The sequence below is a fragment of the Mannheimia bovis genome (assembly GCF_014541205.1).
Taxonomy (GTDB): Bacteria; Pseudomonadota; Gammaproteobacteria; order Enterobacterales; family Pasteurellaceae; genus Mannheimia; species Mannheimia bovis.
The window spans coordinates 753,870-778,014 of sequence record NZ_CP061280.1 but is presented as its reverse complement, the minus strand read 5'-3'; the positions used below and the strand labels follow the sequence as shown (position 1 = coordinate 778,014).

Below are 24,145 nucleotides of genomic sequence, written 5' to 3'. Positions count from 1 at the left end.
AGCGGTTGCCTTTTTAAGGTTACAATAAATACATTACATAGAACATTAACTTGGTTTTAAGAAAACCTTAAATAAATGACAAGGAATAGCAATGACAACTAACTTTCAAACCAAACAATCTACTATTTCATCTGTTATTTGGAATATGGCAAATATGTTACGCGGTACTTATCGTCCACCACAATATCGCCGAGTGATGCTACCGTTAATTGTTTTGGCTCGTTTTGATGCAATTTTATCTCCTTATACAGATGCAATGAAAGCCAAAGCAGATGAACTCAATGCACAAGGCAATAAAGCCCCGAAAGGCGATTTATATGAAAAAGCACTCACCAAAGTTGCAGATCCTAGCCGCACACAACCACTTTACAATACAAGTGGCTACAACCTCCAACGTCTGTTAGCCGATCAAGACCATATCGTTGCGAATTTAACCAAATATTTACAGGGCTTTTCTGCGAAAGCAAAAGATATTTTTGCTAAATTTGAATTTGAAAATGAGATTGAGAAATTAGATAACAGTAATCGCTTATATGCGGTGCTTTCACAATTTCATAAAGATCTGAAAGCGAACAACATTGATTTATCGCCAAGCTCTATTTCTAATCTGCAAATGGGCTATATTTTTGAAGAATTGGTACGTAAATTTAATGAACAAGCGAATGAAGAGGCAGGAGATCACTTTACCCCACGTGAAGTCATTAATTTAATGGTGAATTTAATTTTCGCAGAAGATGAAGAACGTTTAAGCAAACCTCACGCCATTGCCCGCATTTATGACCCTACCGCAGGTACGGGCGGAATGCTTTCAGAATCTGAAAAGTATTTAAAAGGCTATAACAGTAGTATTAACTTACAGCTATACGGACAAGAGTATAATGCTGAGTCTTATGCCATCTGTTGTGCGGATTTATTAATTAAAGACGAGCCTATCAGCAATCTTATTTACGGCGATACACTCGGCGTAAAAAACAACAAAAACAACGATAACGGCTTTATGCCAAAAGACGGACACCCCGATCAAACTTTTGATTATATGTTCTCTAATCCGCCTTTCGGCGTAGAGTGGAAAAATGAGCAAGATTTCATTAATGATGAAGCAAAAAGTGGTTTTGCCGGTCGTTTTGGAGCAGGCTTGCCTCGCATTAATGACGGCTCACTGCTCTTTTTACAACATATGATTTCTAAAATGAAGCCTATTAAAGAAGGTGGATCACGCATCGCGGTGGTATTTAACGGCTCGCCACTGTTTACAGGCGATGCAGGCTCGGGCGAAAGCAACATTCGCCGCTGGATTATCGAGAACGACTGGTTAGAAGCCATTATTGCCCTGCCGGACCAACTCTTCTACAACACGGGCATTTATACCTATGTGTGGATTGTGAGTAACAAGAAATCGCCACAACGAAAAGGCAAAGTGCAACTGATTGACGGCACGCAGCATTATCAGAAAATGGCAAAAAGTTTGGGTGATAAACGCAATGAATTATCGCAAGCCCAAATTGAAGACTTAACTCAGCTTTATACCGATTTCAAAGACCAAGCAAGCGGTCAAATTTCAACAAAAATTTGCAGCAAAATCTTTAACAACCAAGATTTTGGTTATTTAAAAATCACGGTAGAACGCCCTTTACGCTTAAATTTTCAAGCAAGTGCAGAACGTATTGAACGAGTAAAAAGCCAAACGGCATTTATCAACTTAGCGGTAAGTAAAAAACGCAAAGATGAAGCTGAAATTGCTAAAGAAGAAGCAGAGGGAAAACGCCAACAACAGGCTATTTTAACGGCATTATCCACCATTGGCGATGAGCTATACAAAAACCGCTCTCTCTTTATGAAACGGTTCGACAACGCATTAAAAGCGTTAGATTTCAAACCGGCAGCCCCGCTTAAAAAAGCAATTTTAGATGCCCTAAGTGAACGAGATGAAACCGCTGAAATCTGCCTAGACAGCAAAGGCAACCCAGAACCTGACGCACAGTTGCGAGACACCGAACTTGTTCCGCTGCCATCTAATATTCCTCTGCCTTTACCGGTGGATTATAAAGACGGAAAGCCCGATGAGTTGGTTAAATTAGTCAAAACCCACTGTGAAGACTATTTAGCCAAAGAGGTGCTTCCGCATATAGATAATGCGTGGATTGACTACAGCAAAACGAAAATCGGCTATGAAATTCCGATTAATCGCCATTTTTATCAATACCAACCACCACGTCCGCTCGCCGACATCAAAGCAGAAATTGATGAATTGGAGGCAGAAATTGTGGCTATGTTGGGCGAAATATAAGCCACCGTTACCAAAACAAGCGGTCGAAATAAAGGAATTTTTTGCAAATGAAACGATACGAAAAATATAAACCAAGCGGCGTGGAATGGTTGGGAGAAGTGCCGGAGCATTGGGAAGTCAAGCCATTGAAATTTCTCACAACCAAAATTGTAGATGGTTCACACTTTACACCAACTTACATAGATACTGGTGTTCCATTTTTACGAGTAACTGATATTCAAAATAATGATATTAATATGGAAAATATCAAATATATTCCACAAGAAGAACATTTGGAATTGGTAAAGAGATGTAACCCCGAAAAGGGAGATTTATTATTATCTAAAAATGGAACTATTGGAGTAACAAAAGTTATAGACTGGAACTGGGAATTTAGCATTTTTGTCAGCCTATGCCTTATTAAATTTAATACAAAAATCAATTCAACTTTCGCTCACTATGTTTTTGAAAGTCATTCATTGCAAGAACAAATTTTTGGATTAACAAAAAAAAATACTGTAACTAATCTCCATTTAGATAAAATTCGTGAGTTTTGGTTTATTGTTCCAACTCTTAATGAACAACTCGGTATTATTAACTTCCTTGACAAAAAAACCGAAAAAATTGACCGCTTGATCAGCCGCCAGCAAGCATTGTTGGAAAAGCTCAGCGAAAAACGGACTGCATTAATTACAGAAACAGTATGCGGTAGAGTTCGTTTACCTACAGCCCTAAATGATAACGAAACATTAAGTAGTAACGTTCCCCTACGGAATTCGGGTATTGAATGGTTGGGAGAAGTGCCGGAGCATTGGGAAATTAAACCATTGAAATTTGCAGTCAGTTACAATGATGAAACACTACCCGAAAATACTGATTTAGACGAAGAAATTTTATATGTAGATATTTCAAGCGTATCACTAACTGACGGTATCAAAAATAAAGAACTGATGATATTTGAAAATGCTCCGTCAAGAGCCAGACGAATTGTTAAAGATGGTGATGTACTAGTTTCTACCGTACGAACTTATTTAAAGGCAATAGCCCAAGTAGAAAGTGCAGAACCTAATTTAATTGCTTCTACTGGATTTGCTGTATTGCGTTCAAAATGTGGTTTAAATTCACAATATCTAGGTTATTACATTCAATCAGAAGGTATTGTTGGAGCGATTGTCGCTAATTCGGTTGGTGTAAGTTATCCTGCAATTAACGCTTCTGATTTAGTGCGTTTACCTATTTGTATTCCCTCTGAAACTGAACAAACTATCATAGCTAACTACCTTGACAAAAAAACCGAAAAAATCAACCACTTACAAAATAAAATTGAACGTGTTATCGAACGGCTAAAAGAATACCGCTCGGCATTAATCACGCAAGTTGTTACAGGAAAAGTAAAGGTGTAAGCGGTTAAAATTGAGCAATTTTTTGCTAAAATTAAAGCAATGCAATGGGGGAATAATGTTAGATATTTCAGCACAAGAATTATTTGAGCAATTACAGCAGTATCAAGAAAGCGGTCGCCTAGAAGCTAAATTAGGTTCAGAGATTGGCAGTTCTATAATGCAAAGTATTAATGCATTTGCCAATGAACCAGACTTAGGTGGAGGCTATCTGTTATTAGGTATTGCCGAGCCTGATGAGGAACATGAAAATTATTGGGTTGCAGGTATTACAAATCGTGATAAGTTGCTAAACGAACTGCAAACAAATTGTCGTGAACAGTTTGAACAACCGATCCCTATTCAAGTTGCTGAACCTCAATTATCTATGATAGAGGGTAAAAGTGTTCTGCTTATTTTTGTACCTGAATTACCGCCCAATGCAAAACCTTGCATATTTAAAGGAAAATTAGACAGTAAAAATCGTCGTAAAACAGGAGTGTGGCGACGAGGATTAAATAGCGATTATGAGTGCTCCCAAACTGAATTAGAGCCAATACTCTTAGCAAAATTAGGAAGTAGCTTTGAGCAAACTATTCTTCCATCTGCACATTGGGACGATCTCGATCCTAGAGCAATTATGCAGTATCGGAGACTACGGGAAAAAGTTCGCCCTGATGCTGAAGAATTACAAGCTAATGACGAGGAAATGTTATTAGCATTAAATTTGGTCGTACGCCAAAACGGTGAATTTGTACCCAATGTTGCCGGTCTTTTAATGTTAGGTAAACCACTTGCATTACGCCGGCTCTTACCTGATATGAGAGTAGATTATGTGCGAATTCGAGGTATTGAATGGCAACAAGATGGCATTATTTCTACAATGGATCTAAGAGAAGCTCTTATTTTCTTAATTCCTAAACTGGAGAGAGAAATTTTAAGTGATATGCCACGAATGTTTAAAATGGAAGACAATAGCCTGCAACGTAGTGATGTCTCTAAACTGCCTTATAAAGTGGTTCGTGAAACGTTAGTTAATGCAGTAATGCACCGAGATTATCTCACTAAATCGCCTACTATCATTATACGATTTGATAATCGCTTGGAAGTCAAAAATGCGGGATATTCTCTCAAGCCTACCGAACAATTAGGAGAATATGGTTCAAAACTGCGTAACCCTGTATTAGCCGCTGTTTTATATGATTTGGATTTTGCTGAAACAAAAGGTTCAGGAATACGCAAAATTCGGCAGGAACTTAGTAATGCTGATTTATCTAAACCTGTGTTTATTAGTGATCACTTTGGGCATTACTTTCAAGCAATTTATCTTCTACATCAGTTTTTCAATGAAAGTCAGCTGAGTTGGCTTGCTAAATTCAAAGAAGAAGAACTAAGTGATGATGAAGCAATGGCTCTTGTACTTGCTAAAGAAACGGGGTTTGTCAATAACCAATCATTACGTTCACTTTCCGATTTAGATAATTCCTCAGTAACCCGATTATTAGCCAAACTAACTAATCAAAAAGGTTTGTTGGAAAAGCAGAAAACAGGAAAGGCAACTTATTATACGCTTTCAACAAAAGCCTTATCAGATAGATATGATGGCGTATTTTCTTATGATGGTACTTTGACTTATGGGGTATCCCCTCAAGTCTCCCCCCCAAGTTACCCCTCAAGTACCCCCCAAGCCACCCCTCAAGTTATGTTATTACTAGGGGTATTAGGCAATCTTGAATTAGATCGTAATAGTTTGAAATCATTATTAAATTTAAAAGACAGTAAAAATTTCCGTGAGCGTTATTTAAAACCCGCATTAGATGCCGGATTAATTGAGATGACTATTCCTGATAAGCCAACTAGCAGCCAACAAAAATATCGTCGTAAAATAAATAAGGAACAAAAATGATCACAGAACAACACTTTGAAACTGAAATTGAACGATTTTTATTAGAAGAAGGTGGCTATGTTCAAGGTAAAAATACGGAATATAACAAAGAGCTTGCTTTGTTTGAAAAAGATGTGATCGCCTTTATTCGTCAAACTCAACCTCAAAAGTGGGAGAGATTAGAAGCAGGACAAAAAGAAAATGCGACTGCAATCTTAATGAAAGCACTTTGTCAGGAACTGGACGTTAAAGGCTCTCTGAATGTGCTAAGACACGGTTTCCGTTGCTATGGAAAAACCTTCAAGATGGCGTATTTTGCCCCTAATACCGGGTTGAACGAGGAAACGCAATATCGTTTTGATGCCAATATTTTAAAAATTACCCGTCAAGTTATTACTGAAAACGGCGAACGCCCCGATATTGTTTTATCCCTTAATGGTATTCCGGTTGCAACACTTGAATTAAAAAATGTGCTGTCTGCAACACACTGGACTGTCGCAGATGCCATTCAACAATATCGTTTTGACCGTAACCCTAAAGGGAAACTATTTGACTTCAAAAAACGCACCTTAGTCCATTTTGCCGTAGATACCGATGAAGTCTATATGACGACTAAATTAGAAGGAGAAAGCACTTATTTCCTGCCTTTTAATCGAGGCTATAACGGCGGTAGAGGCAATCCACCTATTCAAGATAATGTCAAAACCGCGTATTTGTGGGAAGACATTCTAAGTCGTCAGAGTTTTTTAGACATTATCGCCCGCTTCCTTCATTTAAATATTGAGGAGAAAAAAGTCCGTACTGAAAGCGGCTTACGTTTATTGCAAAAAGAAACAATGATTTTTCCCCGCTTTCATCAGCTGGATGCAGTGCGTAAATTAATTACTCACAGTAAAGAAAATGGTGCAGGCAGAAATTATCTTATCCAACATTCTGCAGGTTCTGGAAAATCAAACACTATTGCTTGGTTAGCCCACCAACTTAGCTCGCTACACAATAATAATGATGAAAAAATATTTAACTCTGTCATTGTTGTAACAGATCGTGTAGTACTCGATCGCCAATTACAGGCAACTATTAGCCAGTTTGAACATAAAGACGGTGTAGTACAGAAAATCGATCATAACTCACAGCAGTTAGCGTTAGCCATTGCAACAGATACGCCTATTATTGTTACCACAATTCAAAAATTTCCTTTTGTTATGGCGGCTATTTCTAAACAACAAGCGGTTGGAAAAGGAATAGAAATTACCACTGCTGGTAAGCAATTTGCCGTGATTGTCGATGAAGCCCACAGCTCTCAAAGTGGAGAAGCGGCAATGGAATTACGCAAGGTATTAAATAAAGATGGAATTGAAGCGGCAGTAATGGCGGAGTTTTTAAATGATAATGATGATGAAAACCCGCTCTCTGATGAAGCCAAAAAGCAACTTTTTATTGAGGCTGCCAAACGACAACGCCAGCCAAATTTAAGTTTTTTTGCGTTTACCGCCACACCTAAATGGAAAACTAAAGCCTTATTCGATGAAAAAGGAGAAAATGGTGATACGCCATTCCATCATTACACAATGAAGCAAGCAATTGAAGAAGGTTTTATTTTAGATGTACTCGCCAATTATGCAACCTGGAAGCAATATTTCAACCTATTAAAAATCAGTGAAAATGATAAGGAACTCAATAAGAGCAAAGCCAAAAAAGAAATGATGCGATTTGTGAATTTGCATCCGAGTGTGATCGCTCAAAAAGTGGAAATTATCATTGAGCACTTCCGTTCAACCACAATGCATAAAATTGGTGGCAGAGCTAAAGCAATGGTAGTAACCAGTAGTAGAGAGGCTGCGGTGCGTTACAAATTAGCCTTTGATGATTATATTAAAGAGAAAGGCTATTCAGGCATTAAATCGCTGGTTGCTTTTTCTGGTGGTATTTCATTAAAAGAAGCTCCCGAACAAGAATATACCGAAGTAATGATGAATGGTATTCGAGAAGCGGATTTACCCGAACAGTTCGATACCGATCATTATCAAGTGTTACTTGTGGCGGAAAAATATCAAACAGGGTTTGACCAACCATTACTACATACAATGTTTGTGGATAAAAAATTAAGTGGCATTCAAGCGGTGCAGACACTTTCTCGTTTAAACCGCTATACAAAAGGAAAATCAGACACTTTCGTACTGGATTTTGTGAATAAACCTGAAGATATTTATCAAGCATTTAAGCCATTTTATGAAGTTACAGAAGTGGGTGAAATTCCTGATACTGAGAAATTAGATGAGCTTGCCATAACAATAGACCAATGGAAGATTTATTTCCAACAAGAAATTCAGCAATTTGCTGAAATTTGGTTTAGTGCGAAACAGCAACCAACAGGTTCAGAACACAGAAAGCTAAATGCGATTTTAGATAAGGCAGTAGCACGATTTTTAGCCATTAATAGTGAAATTCAACAAGGCGTTGAAGACTTATCTGAGCTTAAAGTTGAGCAACAAAATCTCTTTAAAAGCCAGTTAAAAAGTTACTTAAATTTATATCAGTTTGTTTCTCAAATTATGGATTATAGCGATGATTTACACGAACAACGCTATGTTTACTTACGAGCATTGCAAAGTAAACTCCCTAATAACGGCGATCATAATAAAGTCGATTTAAGCAAAGATGTGGTACTACAATTCTACAAGCTACAAAAACAAAGTGAGGGGCAGATTCATTTAAATGAAGGCGAAGCTAAGCCACTAAAAGGTGCTACTGATGTAGGAACAGGGCAAGTAAATGTAACTGATGAACTTAGCCGAATGGTTGAGGAAATTAACGGCATTTATGGTACTCAATTTACCATTGCCGACCAACTTTTCTTTGAGCAAATTATTGAAGATGCTTTAACCAATAAAGATATTATGGGGGCGGCACAAAATAATAGCCTAGAAAATTTTACTGCTTATTTTGCTGATAAATTACTCGATTTATTGTTCCAGCGAATGGAAGGAAATGAAGAGATCAGCAACCAAGTAATGAGTGATGAGAACTTGAGAAAACGTGTCGTAAAACGACTGGCAAAACAAATTTATCAAAGGAATATAGGTAAATAATGTTTATGCCTTAATTAGCTATTCTTTTAAAATTGGTAAATTTCAAACAAAAAATAACCGCTTGTAAAATCACGCTACAAGCGGTTATTTTTCTGTGTTTTTTTACCAATTATAGGTCATCGATTACTAGGTAAATTTTATTTACCGGACCGTGAACGCCGACGACTTTGATTAACTCAATATCTGCCGTAGCTGATGGGCCTGAGATGATATTCACACAAGATGGCATTCTTTCGCCACGCTGTGCTTTTTCGTGCAGGATTTGAGCCAGTTGAGCAACACGAGGGAGTACAGTGCTTTTGCGTAACACTACCACCGATTTTTCAGGCAGTAAGCTTACTGAGCGACCGAACTCTTTATCGGAAAATAACACAATACCGCCAGACTCCGCCAAGCCATATTCGCCATATACCACACCGATATTTGCATTTTGGGCTTTTTCGAAGTTGGTTTCTGATTGGTTATAATCCCAAACATAGCTGTCTTCGTATTTTGCTTGGATTGCTGAGGTGATACCAAGATCTTTTAAGCGTTGATCGTTATTGATGATCACACTTGCACCACCATATTTTTCGCAGATCTCAATGATGGTTTGTGGTAGATCCGCTTCCTTAGCTTCCACTACATCAGCCATCATTACACGAGCAAAGTCAATAAATTCTTGGCAAAGCTGTGGTTGAGCACGGTCAGTTAAACGGGTGATCGCGTGGTTGTTTTCCAACACAGGCATTGGCTCAGGCACATTTTGGCGTGGTCTGCCCATACGCTGTGCCAATTTATTTAAGAAATTTTCACGATTTTGTAAATCCATCTTAATTTTCCTCTTAACCTCTGTTGTTGAACCAATCACGGAAGCTCTCACCCTCTGGTTGAGGTAAATCACGAGCTTTTGTCCATTCACCTAATGCACCAAAATTCACAGGGGCTTTACCGTTTTTAATGAATTTGCTTGCGACTTTTGCCCCTACATTCATACCCACTTTCCAAAGTGTTGGGTGGGAGTTAGCAAAGTTGAAGCCGAAAATCGATAAACGTTCTACCATTGGTGTTAAGCCGGCATCCGCAATTTTCTCTCGGTGTTTTAAGATGAGCTGAGCCAGTGGAATTTTTACCGGGCAAACACTATTACACGCCGTACAGAGTGAACAGGCATACGGTAACTCTTTAAACTCTTCGTAGCCGCCTAATAATGGCGAAATTACCGAACCGATCGGACCCGGATAGATTGAGCCGTAACCGTGTCCGCCAATTTGACGATAAGCCGGGCAAGTATTCAAACAAGCACCACAGCGGATACAGCGTAAAACTTCTTGGAACTCACTTTCTAAAATTTTAGAACGACCGTTATCTACAATCACTAAGTGGAACTCTTCCGGACCATCTGTTTCGCCTTCAAGGCGAGGACCTGTTAGCCAAGTATTATAGGCGGTTAATTTTGCCCCTACTGCACTGCGGGCAAGCATTGTAATTAACACATCCACTTCTTTGAAAGTTGGGGCAATACGCTCCATACCCATTACCGCAATATGCGTTTTGGGTACGGTAGTTGCCATACGCAAGTTACCTTCGTTTGTTACTAAGCAAACAGAGCCGGTTTCCGGCACAGCAAAGTTACAGCCTGAAATGCCGATATCCGCTTCTAAGAAATCTTCACGGATTTTTTGGCGAACAAATGCCGTCATCTCTTCTGGCGTTTCTGAACCTTCATAGCCTAGCACATCGTGCATTTCTTGACGGATTCTATAACGGTCTTTGTGGATTGCAGGTACAACAATATGAGAAGGTTTATCGCCCACAATTTGCAGCAAATATTCACCTAAGTCGGTTTCCACCACTTTGATGCCTTCGGCTTCTAAAACGTGGTTCATTCCGATCTCTTCGGTTACCATTGATTTCGATTTTACAATCTTTTTCGCATTTTTCGCTTTCGCCACGTTTTTGATGTAATTTGTTGCTTCTTCTGCTGTTTCTGCGAAGAAAACGTGCCCGCCGTTTTGAGTTACTTTTTCACTTAATTGGTAAAGGTAAGCATCAAGGTTGGCTAAAACGTGATTACGAATTGCTTTCGCATCATCACGCCACTCTTCCCAGTTGCCTAACTCGTCCACCATACGCTGACGGTTTGCACCGATAGTTTCTTGAGCTTTTACTAAGGCTTTACGAACAACTTCATTATTAACCTGTTGTTCAACACGTTGCTTAAAAGGCAGGGTATTGGTTTGTAAATAAGACATATTATTTTCCTCCCTGCATTAGCACTTCTGCAATGTGCATCACTTTGATCTCTTTGCCTTCACGGCTTAAGCGACCACCGATGTTCATCAAGCAGCTCACATCAGCCCCGATTAAATAATCCGGCTCATCTGTATCCACATTTGCCACTTTCTCTTTTACCATTTCGCCCGAAATTTCCGCCATTTTCACCGAGAATGTACCACCAAAACCACAGCAGGTTTCTTGGTTTTTAATTGGCAACAACTCTAAACCTTTTACATTTTTTAATAAGGTAATCGGCTCTTCCTTAATACCTAATTTGCGGAATAAACTACAAGACGGGTGATAAACCGCTTTACCCGGTAGGTAAGCTCCCACATCAGTAACACCTAATTTATTCACAATAAAATCGGTTAAATCGTGAAAGCGATCGGCTACTTTCTTCGCACGCACCGCCCATTCAGCTTCACCGAAACGTTCAAAATGCTCCGGGTAGGTTTTAATTGCATAAACACAAGAACCCGCAGGAGCAACAATCGGGTAATCATTTGCTTCAAAGGTTTCTACCAAGTTTTTCATACCCGATAAAGCTTGCTTTGTATATCCACTATTAATTGCAGGTTGCCCGCAGCACCCCTGCTTTTCTAAAAAGGTGATTTTACAACCTAATTTTTCTAATAAAAGTACGGAGTTTTTCGCAACTCCTGCTTTCATCACATCTGCAATGCAGGTTACATAGAAATTAACGTTCATAAAGAACCCCACAATAAAAATAAGAATTAAACTCAGACTGCCCTTTTTAAGACAGAGAAAGGAAGGGCGATTTGCAAAACATCAGCAAAATCTGACCGCTTCCTTTTTATATTCATTAGATATTAATTATCCGGTTACACATTATAAAACATTGGTACAATCAATAGTGCAACTACTGCCGCAATAACACCATATACAAACATTGGAACAACTGTTTTCTTAATGATAGTACCTTCTTGTTTTTCGATACCTGTTACTGAACATACCGCAACAATGTTATTGATACACACCATATTACCCATTGCACCACCTACAGATTGTAATGCTAAGATTAGGGTTACTGATAAACCAACTTGTTGTGCTGTTGCGTATTGTACTGTACCGAAGGTTAAGTTAGATACCGTGTTAGAACCTGAGAAGAACGCACCGATTGCACCTAAATATGAAGCAAATAATGTCCAAGATTGACCTGTGAACTCTGCAAAACTTCTGCCGATAACTTGTACCATTGACTCTGAGCCACCAATCAACATTAATTTTACCATAATAATTGCACCTAGAAGGGCTAAAAATGGTTTTTTAACTTGGCTCAACGATGTACCGAAAATATCTTTGGTATTTCTAGCGGATACTGAGAAAATCGGTAAGCAAATTAATACCGTAATTACAAATGGAATTAATGCCGGCACATAAAGTAACTTATAGCTGGTTGCAACGTTCGTTCCTAAAATATTTTTCAGTGCGAAAATCAAACCTTGGCTGATTTCAAAGTTAGCAAAACCTAGTGAGCTTGCAATCCAAGTAGTTGCATCATTTAACCACGCTTTAAGTGGAAGTTGTTGAATACGAGTAATCACTAAGATGAAGATTAACAAACCTGTTGGTAATAATGCTTTCGCTACTTCACCAAAAGTGGCTTTTTCGCCTGCAAGATTATTCTCAGTTTTCGCTAAACCAATCCCTGCATTTGCTACAAATACAGAAACCAATAAACCAATTGCACCTGCCACTAATGAAGGGAACTCATAGTTAAATTGAGCAATAATAAAGTAAGGCACAACACAAGCTAGAATACTAATGTAGATAAACACAATATTCTGACGAATTTCTTTCCAGCTTACAATTAAACGCAATGCCATAATTGGAATAATGAATGCTGCAATGGAGTGAATCAGTGCTGTTATAGAGCCTATTTCAAGCACTTGAGCATCACTTAATAAACCATCTTTTAATAATGGTCCCATACCGAACCAAGTTGGCGTTCCCACCGCACCAAATGAAACCGGTACAGAGTTCATCACAAGTGCCAACATTGCAACTTGTAATGGTTTAAAACCTAAACCAACTAAGATTGGAGCGGCAATAGCAGCAGGCGTACCGAAACCGGATGCACCTTCAATCATAAATGCAAATGCCCAACCAATAATCATTAATTGTGCAACCGGGTTCGGGTTAATTGCCCCTAACCATTTACGCATTGTATTGGTTGCACCCGATACTTCAGAGAAACGGTTAAATAAAATTGCACCGAAAATAACGGTAATCGGCGTTAATACATCACCTAAACCTGCAATAATATTTGCGAAGACTAAGGTAGTGTCGTTACCGAAATAAGTCAGTTGAAGAATAAAAATAAGTAACGCTGTCAGTGGAAGAGCCACATAAGACGGCAACGCATTGCGTTTTACCATTAAATAAATCAGTAAAACAATCGGGAAAATGCTCAGAAATAGAGCCATAGAACACCTCATTTATGATTATAAAATGACCTTACTGGTCGGACTGGTTACGCATTCTACAGATTAAAAAAAGTAATGTAACTGACTTGTTGTAAATTTGTGATCTAATTCAAATTTTGAAGGTGCGTATGATTAAAAAAAAGCCTAATTTTTTATAAATAACACACAAGAGTTATTCATTTGGAGTTCATTTTGCAAAATTTTTATAAAATTTAACCGCTTGTTATCTATTTTGACAATTCAATAAAGTATAATCGCCCTGAATTATTTTACTTTTTAAGGAAAAATTATGTCTTTAACCTCTAACAACCGCTATCTTGCCATTTTTGGTATTATTTTAGCCGTAGGTTTGATGGCTGCCGCCTTTATTCTTGGACATCAATTTAAAAATTTACAACAAACAGGTGTGATTACCGTAAAAGGGCTTGCCGAAGCTGAACATAAAGCAACACTAGGTACTTGGCGGGTATCTATTTTTGGTTGGGGCTTAACTTATAACGATGCAATGAAAGCGAATCAGCAAAATCTGAACCACGCAGTTAAGTTTCTGAAAGAACAAGGTTTTGTGGATGAAGAACGTGAAATTACCGAGCTTTCCGTGAATGAGAGAACAGAGTACTATGTAGATGAGTTTGGTAAAGATCGTTCTCGTCAAAATGGTTATAACGCAACACGTTCTATTGTGCTTTCAACCAAAGACCTAGCCAAATTACAAAACGGATTATCAAAAATTCAATTCTTACGGGCTGAAAACGAAGCCATTGATTTTAGCCAGCCCGATTATTATTTAGAGAATTTGGAAGAAATCAAACGTGATTTAATTGCAAAAGCCACCCAAGATGCCTACGTGCGAGCAGAAGAATTTGCCAAAACCAGTAATGTGAAAGTTGGCTTATTACGCTCTGCCTCACAAGGTTCGTTTGATATTAAATCAAGCCGCCCAAATACTGAAGATAGCGATGATAGCTATGGCGGTAGTTACGATACTTCAACCATCGACAAAAAAGTTCGCTTGGTTGTAACCATTCAATACGCAATTAATTAACAAAAAAAGACCGCTTGCAAGCGGTCTTTTTTCTACTGAATTTTACAAATTACACATTGAAACGGAAGTGCATTACATCGCCGTCTTGAACGATATACTCTTTTCCTTCCAAACGCCATTTACCAGCTTCTTTCGCACCGGCTTCGCCTTTGTTATCAATGAAGTCTTGGTATGCGATCACTTCTGCACGGATAAAACCTTTCTCAAAGTCAGTATGGATTACTGCCGCCGCTTTTGGTGCGGTAGCCCCAACGGAAACCGTCCACGCACGCACTTCTTTTACGCCTGCGGTGAAGTAGGTTTGCAGGTTAAGTAAGCGGTAGCCCGCACGAATTACACGGTTTAAACCCGGCTCTTCAATGCCTAAATCTTGTAAGAACTCAACTTTTTCTTCATCATCAAGTTCCGCAATTTCAGACTCAATCGCCGCACACACCGGTACTACCACCGCCCCTTCTTTTTCGGCAATTTCACGCACACGATCAAGATATGGGTTGTTTTCAAAACCATCTTCGTTTACGTTAGCGATGTACATTGTCGGTTTTAGCGTTAAAAAGTTGTAACCTTTGATGGCGTGCAATTCATCTTTATCTAAATCAACAGAGCGGATCATTCCGGCGTTTTCAAGCACCGGCAGAATTTTTTCCATAATGGATAATTCAAATTTTGCATCTTTATCGCCACCTTTTGCACGTTTTTGTAAACGTTGGATGGCACGCTCACAGCTGTCTAAGTCAGCCAATGCTAACTCGGTATTGATGATTTCAATATCGTCCGCCGGGTCGATTTTGCCTGCCACGTGAACGATGTCATCATTTTCAAAACAACGCACAACGTGCCCGATTGCATCGGTTTCACGAATGTTTGCTAAGAATTTATTACCTAAACCTTCACCTTTACTCGCACCGGCAACTAAGCCCGCAATATCTACAAATTCCATTGTGGTTGGCAATACACGCTCAGGTTTTACGATTTCCGCCAACGCATCTAAACGCGGATCCGGCATTGGCACTACGCCCGTGTTTGGTTCAATGGTACAGAACGGATAGTTCGCTGCTTCAATTCCTGCTTTTGTTAATGCGTTGAAAAGAGTTGATTTACCGACGTTTGGTAAACCCACAATACCACATTTAAATCCCATTTTTTGTTCCTTTGATTATTTGTAAATTTTTAACTATTTTTAACCGCTTGTAGGGGCGAATTACATTCGCTCCTACAATCACGCCTTAAACGCATTCAATCGGTTGGTTGCTTTGACTATACCGTCTTTTAATAAAATTTCGACACAACGGCTGCTTTCATCAACCACAGCGTTAATCAGCTCTTTTTCTTGCGGAGCCGGTTTGCCTAGTACATAGGCTGCCACTAAATCCTTATGCCCCGGGTGCCCGATACCAATCCGCACACGGTAAAACTCTTTATTATTGCCAAGGGCAGCAATAATATCTTTCAAGCCATTATGCCCGCCGTGTCCGCCACCTTTTTTCAACTTAACCGAACCGGGGGGTAGATCTAGCTCATCGTGAGCCACCAAAATTTCTTCCGGTTTGATACGATAAAAATTTGCTAACGCTCCTACTGCTTTGCCACTTAAATTCATAAAAGTGGTCGGCACTAATAAACGCACTTCGCCTTGAGCAGTATTAATTTTTGCCACCTTGCCGAAATATTTTGCTTCTTCTTTCAGGCTGACGTTATACATTCGGGCAATTTCATTCACCATCCACTCGCCTGCATTATGACGAGTCTCTTCATATTTTGCTCCGGGGTTGGCAAGCCCGACAATCAATTTAATTTCTGACACAATGTTGTCTCAATTCTCTAAATTAAAAGGCAATATTGTAGAGAAAAACCGCTATTTTCTCAAGGTAGCCATTAATCATATTGTCTATACGGATTTGGCACGCATTGATATTTCGCCAACATCGCCTCAGTAAAATCAGAGCGTGCAGCCGCATTATTGTTATTCAAGCTCACCACGCCAATTCGCTTGCCTCGGCAATCACCTTTAGCAATAAAGGCTAAATTATAGCCGGCTTCACGGGTGTAGCCTGTTTTGCTGACTAACGCTTGATAGGATTGAGAACGCACTATACTATTGGTGTTTTTCATTGAGAAATAACGACCGCCTGCGTAAACACTCACTAATGGTGAATTAGATAGTTGCTGAATTTCAGGTTTACTTGCGGCATAACCTGCCAGTTTTGCTAAATCAACTACGGTCGAAACATTATCAGCAGATAAGCCAGAGCTATCGCCAAAGTAGGTTTGGGTCATACCGATTTCACGGGCTTTGCTGTTCATTCGTGCCAAAAATTGGGCTGTATTTAAATGAGTGGCGTGAGCAAGGGCGTGTGCCGCATAGTTATCGGAACGAACTAACATCGCTTTTAATAATTCGCTACAGGCGATGTTGGTATTCTTTGGTAACGGGCTGGTTGTGCCTTTAATAAAATCGGCATCTGACGGCAGAATTTGTGTTTGGCAGCTTGAGCCGTAGCGATTTTCTTCCAAGAAAACAACCGCTGTCATTAATTTAGTCACGGAAGCAATCGGGCGAACCAAGTTAAAGTTCTTTCCTTCTAAAAATTTTTTCTGTTTTAAATCAAACACCACATAAGCTGAATTTTCAGCAGGGATATAAGCAGGTTTCGCCTTAATACGAGGACTTGGTTTCTTTGCCGGTTGTGAAGAGCAAGCACTCAATATTAATGCGGCAATGATGAGAGGAATAAGTTTTTTCATAAAAGATTCATCGAAAAATAAAGTCAAAGTTTGGTATTGTACTCCGTTTCTTGAGTTGTGCCATAGCAAGCGGTCGATTTTTACAAAATTTTTGCAAATAGAAATTTGCAAAGTTCTCTCAAAATTTAACCGCTTGCCCTCTCGCCTTAAATCAGCGAAAATAACGCCTAAATTTTTGGCGGTCTTTCCGCCCTTTTTATTTACATTGATTGAGAAAATATGTCATATCCACAAGAAGTTAATAAACGTCGCACCTTTGCGATTATTTCCCACCCCGATGCAGGTAAAACTACTATCACCGAAAAAGTGTTGCTTTACGGAAATGCAATTCAAACCGCAGGCTCGGTAAAAGGTAAAGGCTCGGCACAACACGCAAAATCCGACTGGATGGAGATGGAAAAACAACGTGGAATTTCCATTACCACCTCGGTAATGCAATTCCCTTACAATGATTGCTTGGTGAACCTGTTAGACACCCCGGGGCACGAAGATTTCTCGGAAGATACTTACCGTACCTTAACCGCCGTGGATAGTTGCTTGATGGTGATTGACTCAGCAAAAGGGGTTGAGGAACGTACCATTAAATTAATGGAAGTTACCCGTTTGCGTGATACGCCAATTTTGACCTTTATGAACAAGCTCGACCGTGATATTCGTGACCCAATGGAACTGTTGGACGAAGTGGAAAGCGTGTTAAAAATCAACTGTGCACCTATCACTTGGCCAATCGGCTGCGGGAAATTGTTCAAAGGGGTTTATCACATTTATAAAGATGAAACCTATCTTTACCAAACAGGTCAAGGTCATACCATTCAAGAAGTGCGTACTATTAAAGGATTAGATAATCCGGAGTTAGATCAAGCGGTTGGCGATGATTTAGCCCAACAACTGCGTGATGAGTTGGAATTGGTACAAGGTGCATCACACGAATTTGAACACGAGGCTTTCATCAACGGCGAATTAACCCCGGTGTTCTTTGGTACAGCGTTAGGTAACTTCGGGGTAAACCACTTCTTAGACGGTTTAACCGAATGGGCTCCGGCTCCGCAAGCTCGTGAATCTGACAGCCGTACCGTTGAGGCAAGCGAAGAAAAATTCAGCGGTTTCGTGTTTAAGATCCAAGCGAATATGGATCCAAAACACCGTGACCGAGTTGCCTTTATGCGTGTGGTTTCAGGCAAATATGAAAAAGGAATGAAGCTCAAGCACGTCCGTATCGGTAAAGATGTGATCATTTCCGATGCCCTTACCTTTATGGCAGGCGACCGTTCACACGCAGAAGAAGCTTACGCAGGTGATATTATCGGCTTGCATAACCACGGCACGATTCAAATCGGTGATACATTCACCCAAGGCGAAAACCTGAAATTTACCGGTATTCCAAACTTCGCACCGGAATTGTTCCGCCGTATTCGCTTGAAAGATCCACTCAAACAAAAACAACTACTGAAAGGCTTAGTCCAACTTTCGGAAGAAGGAGCTGTACAAGTTTTCCGCCCACTCATCAATAATGATTTAATTGTGGGTGCAGTTGGTGTACTACAGTTTGACGTAGTCGTTTCCCGCTTAAAATCGGAATACAACGTTGAGGCAATTTACGAAACGGTAAACGTGGCAACCGCCCGTTGGGTTGAATGCAGTGATGCGAAAAAATTTGAAGAATTTAAACGCAAAAACGAACAAAACTTAGCCCTAGACGGTGGTGATAACCTTACCTATATCGCCCCAACTATGGTGAATTTAAACTTGGCTCAAGAACGTTATCCTGATGTAACCTTCTTTAAAACAAGAGAGCATTAATAATAAAAACCTAATTTGTCCGCCCAATTATCTCAAACGGGCGGACAAATTCTTTTCCTACGCCAGCATTTTCTCAATAGGGAGAACAAGTACAGAACTTGCTCCCATCTCTTTCAGTTGCTCCATTGTTTCCCAGAATAGGTTTTCTTGGCTTACCACGTGCATAGCTACTCGGCTTTGATCATTGGCAAGCGGCAGAATGGTTGGGTTTTCCACACCTGGTAATAATGCCGTGATTTCAGCCAGTTTATCTTTCGGTGCGTGGAGCATAATGTATTTTGACTCACCTGCCTGTTGCACCCCTTGAATACGGGTAAGTAATTTATCCACCAACGCTTGTTTCTCGGCAGATAACGGCTCTTTACGCTGAATTAAACAAGCGGTTGAGCGGTAAATAACCTCCACTTCTTTCAAACCGTTTGCTTCTAACGTTGCACCTGAAGAGACCAAATCGCAGATTGCAGTCGCAATGCCGGCAGCTGGGGCAACTTCCACTGAACCTGTCAGCAGAATGCTTTTAAACGGCACGCCTTTCTCTTGCATATAACGTTTTAATAAGTTCGGGTAAGAAGTTGCAATGACTGCATCGGTTAGATCCTGCACATTGCTATAACCACGATCACGGTCGATCGCTAACGATAAACGGCAACCGCCAAAATCTAACTGACGAAGTTTTTTATATTCCACTTTCTCGCCTGCAGCTAATCGCCCAAGCTCTTCTTCCTCTAACACGTTTTCGCCGATAATGCCGAGATCTACCACGCCGTCAAATACCAAGCCCGGAATATCGTCATCACGCACACGCAAAATTTCAATCGGCATATTTTCCGAATAGGCAATCAAACGTTGGTCATTCCAAATAATTTTCACGCCACACTGTTTAAGTAATTCACTGCACTCTTGGCTCAAGCGCCCTTTTTTCTGCATTGCGATGCGTAATCTATTTTGTGTTGTCATTGCTGTTTCCTTCTTATTTTGAATTTTAAATGTAAAAAACCCTCTCGAAACGACTTCCGAGAGGGTTAAATTTTGTCTGCTTATGCGTACTCGGAAGTTTTTTATCTTCCGCACACACCAAATGCCCGAAAGATTATTCAGGGAAATGATGGTGGCGATGAGTACGAATAAATGTCATTGTTCTGTTTTCCAAAAATTGAATTGGTTTAAAAGATACTCTGAAAATTGATAAATCACAAGCACTTTTTATGAAAAAATGGCTTATTTTTGATTAAAGGGAAGAATTTATCGCAAACGTTTGCGTAAAGCGGTATAATTTTGGCAGTTTTTTACAAATCCGCAAAATAGGAATTTTAAAAATGCAAATCAGCTTAAAAAAAATCTATTCAGGTAAAGTGCGTGACCTTTACGAAATTGATGATAAAAGAATGTTAATGGTTGCCACCGACCGCTTATCAGCATTCGATGTGATTTTAGATGACCCTATCCCCCGTAAAGGCGAAATCCTAACTCAAATTTCTAATTTTTGGTTTGATAAATTAGCCCATATTATGCCAAACCATTTCACAGGCGATAGCGTATTTGATGTATTACCGAAAGAAGAGGCTGAAGCGATCCAATACCGTGCAGTGGTGTGCAAACGCTTAACGCCGGTAAAAATTGAATCCATCGTGCGTGGCTATTTAACCGGTTCAGGCTTGAAAGATTATAAACAAACCGGCACGATTTGTGGCTTGAAATTACCTGAAGGTTTGGTAGAGGCAAGCAAATTACCACAACCGATTTTTACCCCGTCTAGCAAAGCAGAAGTAGGCCATCACGACATCAACATCAGCTATGAAGAATGCGAGCGCCAAATCGGTACAGAACTTGCCGCCAAAGTGCGTGATGCCGCATTACAGCTTTATACTGAAGCAGCAGAATATGCACTAACCAAAGGCATTATTATCTGCGATACCAAATTTGAATTTGGTTTAGATGAAAACGGCGTACTAACTTTAATGGACGAGGTGCTTACGCCGGATTCCAGCCGTTTTTGGTCAGTTGATACCTACCAAGAAGGCACAAACCCACCGTCTTTCGACAAACAGTTCGTACGTGATTGGTTGGAAAACAGCGGTTGGAACAAACAAGCTCCTGCTCCGAAAGTGCCTACAGATGTGATTGAAAAGACCGTGGCAAAATACCAAGAAGCGTTGGATTTATTAACTAAATAAGGTATAGCAAGCGGTCGTTTTTCTCTTGTGTTTTGCAAATAAGCAAAAAGCCTGTAAGGAGGACTTACAGGCTTTTGTTTTATAAAGGTATTATCAATTAACCTTGTGATGAAATACGTTTCATATCTGTCATATAACCACGTAATTCTTGACCGATGATCTCGATTGGGTGGTTACGGATAGCATCATTTACATCACGTAAATAAACGTTGTCGATTTCAACCGCCGGGGTTGGCTCGCCTAAGTCACCTTTTTCTAAGTTAGGGATAATTTCTTTTGCAAGAATTGGCGTTGCAACGTGTGAGAATAAGTAGTTGCCGTATTCTGCCGTGTCTGAAATTACCACGTTCATTTCATATAAACGTTTACGAGCAATGGTATTTGCGATTAACGGTAACTCGTGTAAAGATTCATAGTAAGCTGATTCTTCGTAGATACCTGCTGAAACCATTGTGTCGAACGCTAATTCAACACCGGCTTTTACCATAGCAACCATTAATACGCCGTTATCAAAGTATTCTTGCTCGGAAATTTTGATGCCGTCTGCCGCCGGTGCATTTTCAAATGCTGTTTTGCCGGTTTCTTCACGCCATTTTAGTAGGTTTGCATCGCCGTTTTTCCAGTCTGCCATCATAGTTGATGAGAACTCACCGCTGATGATATCGTCCATATGTTTTTCAAATAAGAATGCTAATTTCTCTTTGATTTGCTCAGAAAGCTCGAACGCACGTAATTTTGCACTGTTAGACAAGCGATCCATCATTAAGGTAATACCACCTTGTTTTAACGCTTCGGTAATTGTTTCCCAACCGAATTGGATTAATTTACCTGCGTAAGCCGGATCTTTACCTTCTGCCACTAATTTGTCGTAGCACACGATAGAACCTGCTTGTAACATACCGCAAAGAATGGTTTGCTCACCCATTAAGTCAGATTTTACTTCTGCCACGAATGAAGATTCTAATACGCCCGCACGGTCGCCACCGGTGGCACTTGCCCACGCTTTCGCAATCGCTAAGCCTTCGCCTTTCGGGTCGTTTTCAGGGTGAACTGCGATTAATGTAGGCACACCGAAACCACGTTTATATTCTTCACGTACTTCTGTACCCGGGCATTTTGGTGCAGTCATCACAACCGTAATATCAGGGCGAATTTGCTCGCCTTCTTCCACGATGTTAAAACCGTGTGAATAACCGAATGCTGCACCCTGTTTCATTAACGGCATTACATCAGCAACCACTTTTGAGTGTTGTTTGTCCGGTGTTAAGTTGATCACTAAATCTGCTTCAGGGATTAATTGCTCATAAGTGCCAACCACAAAGCCGTTTTCTGATGCACGTTTGAATGAAGCACGTTTTTCCGCAATTGCTTCAACACGCAATGCGTAAGCGATGTCTAAACCGCTGTCACGCATATTTAAACCTTGGTTTAAACCTTGAGCACCACAGCCCACGATCACCACTTTTTTGCCTTTTAAGAAATTGCAGCCGTCTGCAAATTCGTTACGATCCATAAAGCGGCAACGACCTAATTGGTCTAATTTTTGACGTAAATTTAATGTGTTGAAATAGTTAGCCATTTTTTAATCCTTCTGATTAGTCAATGAATGAGTATAAGGTTGTGTTTGCATATTGTTATGTTGTGAAGTTGATTATACACAAACATATCATTGCGTAAATTGAAAATATTAATATTTCATATTGCATAATATGCAATAAATTGTCGTTTGCAAATTTTTTTGAAAATTTAACCGCTTGCAATCTCTGTTATAAAGTAGAAAATAACCACTCAAATCAATAGAAGATAAACCAATGAAGATAAAAAGCATCGTTCTACAAACTTGCCTTGAATGTGGGCAAAATGTGCGAGTTCCCTTAGCCGAAAAGGGGGATTTCCTTTGTCCTGTTTGCGATAATGTTATACGAAAAGGTAATACTTGGAGCTTACACCGCAGTGCATTTTTAGCATTAGCCATTTTAATTTTACTCCCCTTCGCACTTGGCTTTCCGCTACTCAGCATTGATTTACTCGGCATAAAAATTAATGCAACCGTATGGGACGGTATTTGGAAAATGGCAACCGCTGGCTACCCTTACACCGCATTTATGGTTCTCGTGTGTGCAGTCATTATGCCTGTTTTCTTTGTTTTGCTGATTTTAACTATTCATTTCCAACGAATGATCCGCCAACGTCCACGCTATACATTGATTTTCCTGACTAAAATTAAAGAGTGGGTAATGTTGGATGTTTATTTGGTCGCTCTTGCTGTTGCAGCCTTTAAAATTCGGGATTATGCCAATTTAGAATTTGATATTAATTTAATTGCATTTGTCCTTGTTACAGTACTAAATACGCTACTGTTTATCAAAACAGAGCCCAAGCAAGCGTGGGAGCGATTTTACCCTGAATATCACTCACTGCCTTTCGATCACGCAAGCCAACCAACACTCTGCCCGACTTGCGAATACTGTTTTGATGAAACTATTTTGGATTTAAAAGGTAGGCAACGCTGCCCTCGTTGCGAGAGCAATTTATCGGTTGCCGATAATATTAAAATTCAGCGTGTCTGGGCGTGTTTAATTGCAGGGACGATAATGATGATCCCCGCCAATATTTTCCCCATTTCAATTACTGAAATGGCAGGAAAAGTTTCCGCAGATTCATTGATGTCCGGGGTGCTCTTGTTTATAGAAATGGGTAGCTACACCGTTGCCGCTATCGTATTTATTGCAAGTATTGCCGTACCTGTAAGTAAAATTACGATTATTTTTTACCTGTTACTTGCTATTCGCTACAAATGGAAGCACCCTATTCACATACAGATGAAATTACTACACTACGTGCACTTTGTCGGACGTTGGTCGATGCTTGATTTATTTGTACTTTCACTGATGATGTCGTTGCTTGAACGAGGGCAAATTCTCAGCTTCTCAGTAGGTGAAGCGGCATTCTATTTTGGTGCAGCAGTTTTTTTGACAATGTTTGCTTCAGCCAATTTAGATGCCAGAATGTTGTGGAAGATTCATTATGACAATCACAAAACGACTAATTAATTT

The 24,145-nt window shown here is 39.8% G+C and carries 17 protein-coding genes and 1 other annotated feature; of the genes, 8 read left to right on the top strand and 9 right to left on the bottom strand.

Translation table 11 applies throughout. From position 1 onward, the window contains the following. Positions 1-91: 91 nt before the first annotated feature. From ICJ55_RS03990 to ICJ55_RS03975, 4 genes are read left to right on the top strand one after another with little or no spacing between them, the layout of a single operon-like run. Positions 92-2,287: a type I restriction-modification system subunit M gene (locus tag ICJ55_RS03990; protein WP_188157407.1), complete on the top strand. Its 2,196-nt coding sequence runs from the start codon at positions 92-94 to the stop codon at positions 2,285-2,287. A gap of 47 nt (positions 2,288-2,334) precedes the next feature. Further along, positions 2,335-3,669 carry a restriction endonuclease subunit S gene (locus ICJ55_RS03985; RefSeq protein WP_188157406.1) on the top strand — a complete coding sequence of 445 codons (1,335 nt, stop codon included), beginning with the start codon at positions 2,335-2,337 and terminating at the stop codon, positions 3,667-3,669. Between the two features lie 55 nt (positions 3,670-3,724). Continuing rightward, positions 3,725-5,551, top strand: coding sequence for a Fic family protein (locus ICJ55_RS03980; protein WP_188157405.1), 1,827 nt, complete (start codon positions 3,725-3,727; stop codon positions 5,549-5,551). Then, positions 5,548-8,619, top strand: coding sequence for a type I restriction endonuclease subunit R (locus ICJ55_RS03975; RefSeq protein ID WP_188157404.1), 3,072 nt, complete (start codon positions 5,548-5,550; stop codon positions 8,617-8,619). Before ICJ55_RS03980 ends, ICJ55_RS03975 begins: the two co-directional genes overlap by 4 nt. A 109-nt stretch (positions 8,620-8,728) precedes the next feature. Here ICJ55_RS03975 and ICJ55_RS03970 read toward each other — a convergent pair whose 3' ends face one another. The 4 genes from ICJ55_RS03970 to ICJ55_RS03955 all read right to left on the bottom strand — a co-directional run bounded on the left by ICJ55_RS03970 (position 8,729) and on the right by ICJ55_RS03955 (position 13,325). Continuing rightward, positions 8,729-9,430: a LutC/YkgG family protein gene (locus tag ICJ55_RS03970; protein ID WP_025236659.1), complete on the bottom strand. Its 702-nt coding sequence runs from the start codon at positions 9,428-9,430 to the stop codon at positions 8,729-8,731. A 13-nt stretch (positions 9,431-9,443) separates the two neighbouring features. After that, positions 9,444-10,853, bottom strand: coding sequence for a LutB/LldF family L-lactate oxidation iron-sulfur protein (locus tag ICJ55_RS03965; RefSeq protein WP_188157403.1), 1,410 nt, complete (start codon positions 10,851-10,853; stop codon positions 9,444-9,446). 1 nt (position 10,854) lies between these two features. Then, a complete protein-coding gene (locus ICJ55_RS03960; protein WP_188157402.1) occupies positions 10,855-11,586 on the bottom strand; it encodes a (Fe-S)-binding protein in 732 nt (243 codons plus the stop codon). A 134-nt stretch (positions 11,587-11,720) separates the two neighbouring features. Further along, a complete protein-coding gene (locus tag ICJ55_RS03955; protein ID WP_188157401.1) occupies positions 11,721-13,325 on the bottom strand; it encodes an L-lactate permease in 1,605 nt (534 codons plus the stop codon). Between the two features lie 289 nt (positions 13,326-13,614). Between ICJ55_RS03955 and ICJ55_RS03950 the strand changes: the two genes are divergently transcribed. Continuing rightward, complete coding sequence (locus tag ICJ55_RS03950) at positions 13,615-14,370, top strand: SIMPL domain-containing protein (RefSeq protein WP_188157400.1); 756 nt, start codon at positions 13,615-13,617, stop codon at positions 14,368-14,370. A gap of 49 nt (positions 14,371-14,419) precedes the next feature. Here ICJ55_RS03950 and ychF read toward each other — a convergent pair whose 3' ends face one another. The 3 genes from ychF to ICJ55_RS03935 all read right to left on the bottom strand — a co-directional run bounded on the left by ychF (position 14,420) and on the right by ICJ55_RS03935 (position 17,115). Further along, positions 14,420-15,511 (bottom strand): redox-regulated ATPase YchF, encoded by a 1,092-nt coding sequence (ychF, locus tag ICJ55_RS03945; RefSeq protein WP_178218606.1) that lies wholly within the window; start codon positions 15,509-15,511, stop codon positions 14,420-14,422. Positions 15,512-15,589: 78 nt separating this feature from the next. Next, entirely contained in the window at positions 15,590-16,174 is a 585-nt protein-coding gene (gene pth, locus ICJ55_RS03940; protein WP_188157399.1) for an aminoacyl-tRNA hydrolase, read from the bottom strand. A 71-nt stretch (positions 16,175-16,245) separates the two neighbouring features. Continuing rightward, positions 16,246-17,115, bottom strand: coding sequence for a D-alanyl-D-alanine carboxypeptidase family protein (locus ICJ55_RS03935; RefSeq protein WP_188157398.1), 870 nt, complete (start codon positions 17,113-17,115; stop codon positions 16,246-16,248). A 219-nt stretch (positions 17,116-17,334) separates the two neighbouring features. Here ICJ55_RS03935 and prfC point away from each other — a divergent pair, with 219 nt between their 5' ends. Next, positions 17,335-18,915, top strand: coding sequence for a peptide chain release factor 3 (gene prfC / locus ICJ55_RS03930; protein ID WP_188157397.1), 1,581 nt, complete (start codon positions 17,335-17,337; stop codon positions 18,913-18,915). 57 nt (positions 18,916-18,972) lie between these two features. On the opposite strand, the gene hisG is transcribed toward prfC, so the two are convergent. After that, positions 18,973-19,872, bottom strand: a complete 900-nt coding sequence (gene hisG, locus ICJ55_RS03925; protein WP_188157396.1) for an ATP phosphoribosyltransferase — start codon at positions 19,870-19,872, stop codon at positions 18,973-18,975. Positions 19,873-19,902: 30 nt separating this feature from the next. Continuing rightward, positions 19,903-20,030 (bottom strand) — a sequence feature (His leader region). 201 nt (positions 20,031-20,231) lie between these two features. Here hisG and ICJ55_RS03920 point away from each other — a divergent pair. Then, positions 20,232-21,089: a phosphoribosylaminoimidazolesuccinocarboxamide synthase gene (locus ICJ55_RS03920; RefSeq protein WP_188157395.1), complete on the top strand. Its 858-nt coding sequence runs from the start codon at positions 20,232-20,234 to the stop codon at positions 21,087-21,089. A gap of 97 nt (positions 21,090-21,186) precedes the next feature. Here the strand turns inward: ICJ55_RS03920 and ilvC are convergent, their stop codons facing one another. After that, positions 21,187-22,668: a ketol-acid reductoisomerase gene (gene ilvC / locus ICJ55_RS03915; RefSeq protein WP_188157394.1), complete on the bottom strand. Its 1,482-nt coding sequence runs from the start codon at positions 22,666-22,668 to the stop codon at positions 21,187-21,189. A gap of 232 nt (positions 22,669-22,900) precedes the next feature. Here ilvC and ICJ55_RS03910 point away from each other — a divergent pair, with 232 nt between their 5' ends. After that, a complete protein-coding gene (locus tag ICJ55_RS03910; RefSeq protein WP_188157393.1) occupies positions 22,901-24,142 on the top strand; it encodes a paraquat-inducible protein A in 1,242 nt (413 codons plus the stop codon). Positions 24,143-24,145: the final 3 nt, after the last annotated feature.